Origin of the sequence: Macellibacteroides sp., assembly GCF_050251695.1 — a bacterium.
Lineage (GTDB): Bacteria > Bacteroidota > Bacteroidia > Bacteroidales > Tannerellaceae > Macellibacteroides > Macellibacteroides fermentans.
Genome location: NZ_JBFWMI010000100.1, coordinates 1 through 8,536 on the forward strand (window position 1 = coordinate 1; position 8,536 = coordinate 8,536).

The 8,536-nt window shown below is 43.4% G+C and carries 7 protein-coding genes; 3 read left to right on the plus strand and 4 right to left on the minus strand.

Annotation, left to right across the window (positions count from 1 at the left end; translation table 11 throughout):
• Positions 1–350, minus strand: a 350-nt coding sequence (locus tag AB7E53_RS12525) for a hypothetical protein (protein WP_446776003.1), incomplete at its 3' end; no start/stop codon positions are given.
• A 215-nt stretch (positions 351–565) separates the two neighbouring features.
• On the opposite strand from AB7E53_RS12525, the gene AB7E53_RS12530 reads away from it, so the two are divergent.
• A complete protein-coding gene (locus tag AB7E53_RS12530) occupies positions 566–3,370 on the plus strand; it encodes an outer membrane beta-barrel protein (RefSeq protein WP_421468700.1) in 2,805 nt (934 codons plus the stop codon).
• Between the two features lie 160 nt (positions 3,371–3,530).
• Positions 3,531–4,967, plus strand: coding sequence for a cardiolipin synthase (gene cls, locus AB7E53_RS12535; RefSeq protein ID WP_446776005.1), 1,437 nt, complete (start codon positions 3,531–3,533; stop codon positions 4,965–4,967).
• Here the strand turns inward: cls and rsmD are convergent.
• From rsmD to AB7E53_RS12550, 3 genes are read right to left on the minus strand one after another with little or no spacing between them, the layout of a single operon-like run.
• Complete coding sequence (gene rsmD / locus AB7E53_RS12540; protein ID WP_446776007.1) at positions 4,939–5,496, minus strand: 16S rRNA (guanine(966)-N(2))-methyltransferase RsmD; 558 nt, start codon at positions 5,494–5,496, stop codon at positions 4,939–4,941. The two genes, cls and rsmD, sit on opposite strands and share 29 nt — an antisense overlap.
• Positions 5,487–6,311: a DUF3822 family protein gene (locus tag AB7E53_RS12545; protein WP_446776009.1), complete on the minus strand. Its 825-nt coding sequence runs from the start codon at positions 6,309–6,311 to the stop codon at positions 5,487–5,489. Before AB7E53_RS12545 ends, rsmD begins: the two co-directional genes overlap by 10 nt.
• Positions 6,312–6,324: 13 nt before the next feature.
• Entirely contained in the window at positions 6,325–6,951 is a 627-nt protein-coding gene (locus tag AB7E53_RS12550; protein WP_371689695.1) for a hypothetical protein, read from the minus strand.
• 95 nt (positions 6,952–7,046) lie between these two features.
• On the opposite strand from AB7E53_RS12550, the gene AB7E53_RS12555 reads away from it, so the two are divergent.
• Positions 7,047–8,462 (plus strand): ATP-dependent DNA helicase, encoded by a 1,416-nt coding sequence (locus AB7E53_RS12555; protein ID WP_079684171.1) that lies wholly within the window; start codon positions 7,047–7,049, stop codon positions 8,460–8,462.
• Positions 8,463–8,536: the final 74 nt, after the last annotated feature.

Genomic DNA, 8,536 nt, shown 5'->3' on the forward strand with positions numbered 1-8,536 from the left:
CCTCTGTTCCCTTGCATCTGTTTTTCCTTTTCCTGGAGTTGTTTGAATTGCTCTTCGCTCAGAACCGCTTTAAGTTTCTCGTCACGTTCCGCACGAAGGGTCTTCATTTTTTCAAACATGGCCTGCCGGTCACCGCCCATTTTCTCACGCTCACTCTGCATCTTGCTCCTGAATTCATCCGAAATCTTCTGATACTCGGCTGCCTGCTTCTCATCCAGCTTCAGTTCGGAGATCATCCGCTCCTGCATAGCCTTCATATCCGCACCTCTCCTCGCTGTTCTGTTTTCCTGAGCAATCAAGACTGTGGAGCTCAGAAACAAAATCAAAAACAAACCAATTAATTTTTTCATATCCAATTCAATTAAAAGTTATTGAATAAATTACACATAAAGTACAGACTGATTCTTTATCAAATAGTTTAAGCCCGTATAAAAGAAAAAACAGACAGCAGTGAATCTTAAACGTAAAATTGTTAATTACAAAAAAAAACGAAGTTTGAGTATTAAACCAAATTAAATTAATAATGTCTATCTATCCAGAACAAAAATTGTTAAGACTAATAATTATGAAACTGGGAAAAATCCTTTTGGTGTTGATTGTAGTACTCTTTACGTTGCCAGCTATGGCACAAACGGGAGTCACTGTTACAGGTAGAATTGTTGAACGAGGAAATAACCTCCCGGTCGAACAAGCAACTGTAAGATTACTGACAGGCAAAGACAGCACCTTGGTAGGAGGTGTGGTAAGTTCGGCAAATGGTAATTTCACGCTTAAAAATATAAAAGCCGGCAGCTATCTGCTGCATGTAACCTTTGTAGGATTCGAGCCTACCTATCAGCCTTTGCAGATTACAGGGAAGGTAAATCCTGTTAAGATAGGCAATATCGAACTTACCGATGGAGCTATCCAGCTGGGCGAGGCTGTTGTAGTTGGGAAAGCAAACGAAGTTGTGGTAAGAAACGATACGGTTGAATATAATGCCGACTCGTACAAAGTTACCGAGGGCTCCGTTCTGGAAGATCTGTTGAAAAAGATGCCGGGCGTCGAAATTGCTTCAGACGGTAAAGTTACCGTAAATGGCAAAGAGATTAAAAAAATCATGATAGACGGAAAGGAATTCTTCTCGGACGATCCTAAAGTAGCCTCCAAGAACCTTCCCGCAAAGATGGTAGACAAGGTTCAGGTGCTGGATAAGAAATCGGATATGGCGATGATGACCGGATTTGACGATGGCAACGAAGAGACCGTAATCAATCTTACCGTAAAACCGGGTATGAAGCAAGGTTGGTTTGGGAATGCTTTTGCCGGATACGGAAGCGAAAAGCGCTATGAAGGAAATGCCATGGTAAACCGATTTATCAACAACGATCAGTTTACCTTTATGGGAGGGCTTAACAACACAAACAATATGGGGTTCAGCGACCTTGCCTCAACCATGTTCGCCGGTATGGGAGGTGGTGGCCGCGGCGGATTCGGCCGGTTTGGCAGTGGAAACGGAATCACATCTTCCGGAAATGCCGGATTGAACTTTAGCAAGGAATTCAACAAAAAAATGACATTGGGCGGTAATGCCAGATATTCTCATTCCGACAATGATGCAGAAAGCATCAGTAAAACCCAGAATATATTCCAGAACGACAGCAGTTCCTACTACAACGAGAGCAATATCAGCCGTACTAAAAGCGACAACGTGGGACTGAATCTTCGTATGGAATGGAAGCCGGATACACTTACCAGTATCATTTTTACTCCGGATATGAGCTATAGCCGGAACAATACCTACGAAAACGTAGACTTCGAAACGCTGGACGATACTCAAAACAGGGTGAATAAAGGAATTTCAGAATACAGATCCAATGGAGAAGGGGTAAACCTCTCGGGCCGACTTGAATTCAGCAGGAAGCTTAACAATGCAGGCCGCGTATTCAGCGCCTCGCTTTCCGGAGGCCTTGAAGACACCTATAATACGGGTATAAACTATTCCAATACCGAATATTTTCAATCTTCCAACCCGTCTGAGGTGATCGATCAGAAATTCCGTTACGACAATACAGGCTTCAATTATCGCGCCTATGTTTCATGGGTAGAACCCATCGGACGCAATAATTTTATTCAGGCAACCTACAGTTTTAGTCAGCGTAACCAGGAATCCCTTAAGAATTCGTATATTCTGGGAGAAGACGGAGCCTATTCCGTACTGGATACGGCTTACAGCCAGAGTTACAAGAATCACTTTATCAACCAACGAGCCAGTCTGAGTTTCAAGGCACAACGGGAAAAGTATAATTATACCATCGGTTTGAATGTTGACCCGTCGTACACGAAGAGTATCAATTTTGTTGGCGACATTAATTTGAATGAGTTGAAACGGAGTGTGGTTAACCTGTCTCCAATGGCTCAGTTCAATTATATATTCAATAAACAGACCAATCTGCGTATCAATTACAGCGGCCAGACAAGTCAGCCCAGCATGACGCAGTTGCAGCCGGTAGCAGACGTTTCGGATCCGTTGGTTACAGTTATCGGTAATCCGGACCTGAATCCGCGGTACACAAACAACCTGTTTCTAAGATTCCAGAAATTTATTCCGGAAAAGCAGACTGCATTCATGGTATTTGCCAACGGAAGTTACGTTATAAATGACATTGTAAGCTATACCACCTATCAGGGAACCAGTGGTAAGCGACTCACTACTTATAAAAACGTGGATGGAAATTACAACGGGAACCTTCGTGCCATAATAAACACGCCGTTGAAAAATAAAAAATTCTCGGTAAATTCAATGACGATGCTTTCTTATTCCAACAATAAAGGATTTATCAACTCGGACGAAAATACCAGCAAAAGCTTTACAGTAATGGAACGTGCGGGTATTGATTTCAGATCAAATGTGGCCGACTTCGGACTAAACGGAAACATCCGGTACAACAATGTTACCAACTCCTTCCAGGCGCAGAATAACCGAAGAACCTACAACTACGGCGCAGGTGCAACAACAACGTTATACCTTCCGCTTAATTTTAAGATTGAAAGTGACATCAATTTCTCTACCAACTCCGGTTATTCAGCAGGTTACGAGCAGGAAGAGTGGTTATGGAATGCGTCAGCCTCCAAAACATTCCTGAAAAACAATCAGGGAACCATCCGGTTTAAGGTGTACGACATCCTGCAACAGCGAAGTAACATCAGCCGTAACGTAACTGCCAGCAGCATCACCGACTCACAATATAATACGCTGAACAGTTACTTCATGGTTCACTTTATATATCGTTTCAGTATATTTAAAGGTGGAGCCACCCAATCGGATGCTCAAATGGGACCAGGCAGAGGCCGGGGCGGACATATGGGACCTCCTCCGGGACACTTCTAAAAAAAGAAATACATTCCGGAAAGGGATTTACCTGCAGGCAGGTAAATCCCTTTTTTTTGTGTTTTTGATGAATTAAGGATAACCTCTGTTGCAATGATTGAAAAGATTTGCTTTTGTTCACATACTTTCCTATCTTTAGCATTCCTTTAATTAAAGAAAAATGCTGGCAGCCATTTACATTGAATATATTGTAGGTACGATTTTCATCTTATTGTACACGATAACTATATTAGGGCTGGTACTCGTTATCATAACAGAAAACCGCAACCCGCTTAAAACCATCTCCTGGGTGGTTGTTTTATTGCTGGCACCCGGAATAGGACTCCTCTTTTACTTTTTCTTTGGTCAGGATAACCGTAAACAACGGATCATCTCCCGAAGGACCTACAAACGGATTATGAAAAGACCCTCAGAAAGAGTCCTTGCACAGGATAAATGCGCTGTTCCAAAACAATTTCAACCCCTTGTAACCCTTCTGAACAATACCAATCAATCGTCTCTGCTTTACGGCAGTGATATCAAGATATACACAAACGGCACAGATAAGTTCCGGGATCTGCTGGACGAAATTGAAAAGGCACAACACCATATCCATCTTCAGTATTACATCTTCTGCGACGACGAAATAGGGAATCAGGTAAAGAAAGCCCTGATAGCCAAGGCGAAAGAGGGCGTTCAGGTAAGGGTGCTGTACGACGACGTGGGAAGCTGGAACGTAAAAAGGCAGTTCTTCGACGAAATGAAAGAATCAGGCATAGAGGTTTATTCGTTCCTTAGGGTTGTATTCCCGATATTCACCAGTAAGGTGAACTACCGGAACCACCGCAAGATTGTTGTTATAGACGGCAAAGTAGGCTTTATGGGTGGGATGAACATAGCCGACAGATACGTTAAAGGACTTGCCTGGGGAAACTGGCGCGATCTCCATTTTAAAATTACCGGTAAAGGGGCGCAGGGTTTACAATCCGCCTTCCTTATCGACTGGTATGTGGTAAGTAAAAACCTTATCACATCACGTGATTATTACCCGGTGACACCGGCTTTGGGCGACAATTGCATTCAGATAGCCACCAGTGGTCCCACCGGACAATGGAGAACCTTGCTTCAAGCCGCCATTTTTTGTATTGCCAATGCCAAAAAGTATATTTACATACAGACACCCTATTTCCTTCCCACCGAAGGAATCAACCAGGCTTTACAAACAGCGGCTCTGGGTGGAGTGGATGTAAGATTGATGTTACCCAAACGATCGGATGCCCGTTCTGCCAACATGGCCACCCATTCCTTTATAGATGATATGCTGAAAGCCGGTGTAAAGGTATACCTGTATGAACCCGGATTCCTGCACTCCAAGCTAACGGTGATAGATGATTCGATTGCATGTATAGGATCAGCAAATATGGACTTCCGTAGTTTTGAACACAATTTTGAGATCAGTGCCTTTGTGTACGACACTACATTCGCACAGAAGATGAAAAAGGTATTTCAGCACGACATTCATCACTGCGAGCAGGTGATCCCTTCCAGGTGGCTTAAAAGATCCTTCAAGCAGCGTATACCCGAATCTTTTATGCGTCTGTTCTCTCCGCTTCTTTAAGAAAGATACTGAAATTTACAGAACCATATTCGCGGTGTTGCAAGAAATGGGGTAACGCCGAAAAATCGAAAGTCTTAGGATGTTCCATAACAAACAGGCCATCCTCGCGCAACAGCCCCCGCTCCAATATCAACCGCGGAATTTCCTCCAGTTCCTTTAAGGCATAGGGAGGATCTGCAAATATAAAATCAAATGAGTCGGGACGGGCAGTCTGAATAAAGCGGAAGGCATCCCCCCTGATCAGGTCGATCCTACTACACTTAAGCTCCTCCGTCACCTTGGCAATGAACGAAGCATGGGCATTGTTCTTCTCAACAGCCGTAACCCTTTTACAACCTCTGGAAGCCAATTCGAAGGTAATGCTACCTGTTCCGGCAAACAGATCCAGGGCATCGGTATCTTCAAGATCGATTAAATTGGAGAGAACATTAAATAAATTCTCTTTCGCAAAATCGGTCGTAGGCCTGGCACTGAATGACTTGGGCACATCAAAACGACGTCTTCGGTATATACCACTAATTATTCGCATATTGATAAATATAATAAATCAAGGGGAGCCCGGTCTGTTCCGGAGCCCAGTAAATAAAACTCGGTTGGTATCCCTATAGATTCCATTTTGAATATAAATGAAGACAGTATCTGCTGCAGCTCGCTCCTTAACAATTTAGGAGCATCCAGTAACAACAGATCCTTTTTCTGATCCATTCCGTTTTGTCGCCATGCATACAATATGAAATAGATGATATCCGTCGTATCCTGAAAGGGGAAAGAATTGGCAAAAAGTAAACGTCCCTGATCGTAACAGACAATATCCAGGTCGGCGCCGTGAATGTAAACATACATGTGCTTCGGAATGCTCTGTGCACTTCGCTTTTTCCATACGGAAAGGAAAGGAACAAGATGGTGTACAAAGGTGGGATTCAACAAAGAGCGGGCACAAAACTCGTATATATCTTCCGGCATATCGAAAACGACCGTCATCTCTTCTCCCCTAACAGCATTACGAATTCCTTTCTGAGTGGAGCCTGCCCACGTAAAAGAAAGAAATGCCTCCTCCTCTTTATCCTTAAGCACTACATTAGGAATCAGTGTATAGCGTGACGATAAATACAGAACATGAATGGCAGCAAAGGGATAGTTGAAAAAATCGTTTTCAAAGAACAGATCCTTAAGCCAGGCAATATAGCTCTTGCTTCGGTCGTACGTTGCCTCGCCATAAAAGAACGAGCCGCTCTCCGAAGGATTGTAACCTGAAAAAGAAAGTCCATCCGAACAAAGCCGGATGGACATTTTATAATTTTCAGCGTTACCAGTATGCAAATGTTCAGGAATACTGATCGCCATTGTATGTTCTAAATTACTCCCAGTTACCAGCGTTGTTGTTGATTTCTTCGAGTGATCCTACTTTAAGACCTGCAAATTTGTTTGATTTAGTTGCCACATCTTTCAGGTTTGCAACTTCCTGCTTATCCAAATCACCCAGGTAAGTATCGTATGTTACGCTAGCCTCGAATACCTTGATGGTATAACCTGAACCCGAAACCAATGAAGCTGTGTCCATGAAGAAAGGTTGAGTTGTTCCCGGAACGAATTTCAAAGAGTCCACATTAAATGCAGGACCGAACAATGTATCTTTAGCAATAACCCAGAAAGTATCACGTTTGATAAGACCTTGCTTAACAGCTTCCTTTTCAGTCAGACCCTTTTCAAGCTGCTCATCTGTAAGCACACCTTCTTTTCTCAAGAAAGGGATTTTTTCTTCTTTCAGGAAGCGAGAAAGTTCTTCGAAGCTTGCAGCATGAACTTTGTACTTGTTCTTGTACTCGATCTGAGCCTTTCTGATATCAATCAAACGAGCAATGATAGCCTTTTCACGAGCACCTCTCTCTTGTTCGAACTCAATCGGAGCCATAATACTTCTGTAGCACATATAAATAAGCACTACAACTGCAGCAACTAGCAGAATCTTAAATGTAACTTTCATGGTTTGTATTATTTTTTTTAAATTTATTTCGTCCGGCAAATTTAAAAAAGAATATTTAATCAACTACCTTTATCGCAAAAAATATTGCAATCAAGATGATAAATAGTCATTTAAGCCGCCAAATTAGACAAAATTTCCCACATACGCCAACTAATGAGCAACTTTTCGCACTAAATATCCTGGCAGACTTTCTTTTATCTGCAAATGAGAATTCGGCGTTGTTGTTAAAAGGTTATGCCGGAACCGGGAAAACCTCTCTTGTAGGAGCCCTTGTTAAGACCATGAGCGGATTAAAGCAAAAAAGCGTACTTCTTGCCCCAACCGGCAGGGCTGCGAAGGTGTTATCCAATTACGCCGGTCAGCAGGCATTTACCATCCACAAGAAAATTTACAGGCAGGATGCTTTTTCAAACGATCTTTCGGCTTTCCATCCGTCGGACAACCTGCACAAAGACACCCTTTTTATCGTAGATGAAGCCTCCATGATTTCAAATCAGGGCATTGACTCTCATTACTTCGGGTCGGGCAGGCTGCTGGACGACCTGGTACACTATGTATATTCGGGCGAAAACTGCCGGCTGATGCTTATGGGCGACACGGCACAGCTCCCCCCGGTGATGCAGGTGGAAAGTCCCGCGCTGCAGGCCGACATACTTAAAGGATACAACCTGCAGGTAGATGAAATACAGCTTACGGAAGTGGTCCGCCAGGATCTGAATTCGGGCATTCTGTACAACGCCACCCTGTTAAGGGACAGTCTGCGGAACAACCGGGTGGAAATTTATCCGAAGCTTACGGTTAAAGGTTTTGCCGACATCCAGATGATTAACGGAAGCGAGTTGATTGAAGCCATTTCCAATGCCTACAGCAAAGACGGATTGGATGATACGATCGTTATTTCGCGCTCCAATAAAAGGGCCAACATTTACAACAACGGAATCAGGAACCAGATACTATACCGCGAAGAGGAGCTATCCACCGGCGACCGGCTTATGATTGTAAAGAACAATTACTTCTGGACCCGCAACAACAAAGAGATAGACTTTATTGCCAACGGAGAGATTGTACAGGTTTTGCGCGTGCGTAACGAATCACATTTATACGGATTCCGTTTTTGCGACGTTACGGTTCGCTTTCAGGATTACGACATGGAACTGGATATCAAGATTCTGCTGGATACACTGCAGACCGAAGCTCCGGCACTACCAAAGGAGCTGAACGACAAGCTCTTTTACACCATATTGGAAGACTACCAGGACATCTCCACCAAGTCCGGCAAGATGAAGAAAATGAAGGAGAACCCCCACTACAATGTCGTTCAGGTAAAGTATGCCTATGCCATTACCTGCCACAAGGCACAAGGGGGCCAGTGGAAGAATGTTTTTCTGGATATTGGCTACATGACCGAAGAGATGCTGGGCGAGAACTTCTACCGGTGGTTGTATACGGCGATGACTCGTGCCACTGACAGGCTTTATCTGGTAAATCTTCCGGAAGAGTTTGTAGGCTAATTTCACTTTTTTCGGTTAAATGGCATGCATGTATATAATAATTACTTATTTTTGCTCGGAATATAAAGATCATT

What these genes read in the sequence shown, in the direction of transcription:
- AB7E53_RS12530 (WP_421468700.1), top strand. Translation starts at nt 566, where the DNA reads ATGAAACTGGGAAAAATCCTTTTGGTGTTGATTGTAGTACTCTTTACG.
- rsmD (WP_446776007.1), bottom strand. Translation starts at nt 5,496, where the DNA reads ATGCGAATAATTAGTGGTATATACCGAAGACGTCGTTTTGATGTGCCC.
- cls (WP_446776005.1), top strand. Translation starts at nt 3,531, where the DNA reads ATGCTGGCAGCCATTTACATTGAATATATTGTAGGTACGATTTTCATC.
- AB7E53_RS12550 (WP_371689695.1), bottom strand. Translation starts at nt 6,951, where the DNA reads ATGAAAGTTACATTTAAGATTCTGCTAGTTGCTGCAGTTGTAGTGCTT.
- AB7E53_RS12545 (WP_446776009.1), bottom strand. Translation starts at nt 6,311, where the DNA reads ATGGCGATCAGTATTCCTGAACATTTGCATACTGGTAACGCTGAAAAT.
- AB7E53_RS12555 (WP_079684171.1), top strand. Translation starts at nt 7,047, where the DNA reads ATGATAAATAGTCATTTAAGCCGCCAAATTAGACAAAATTTCCCACAT.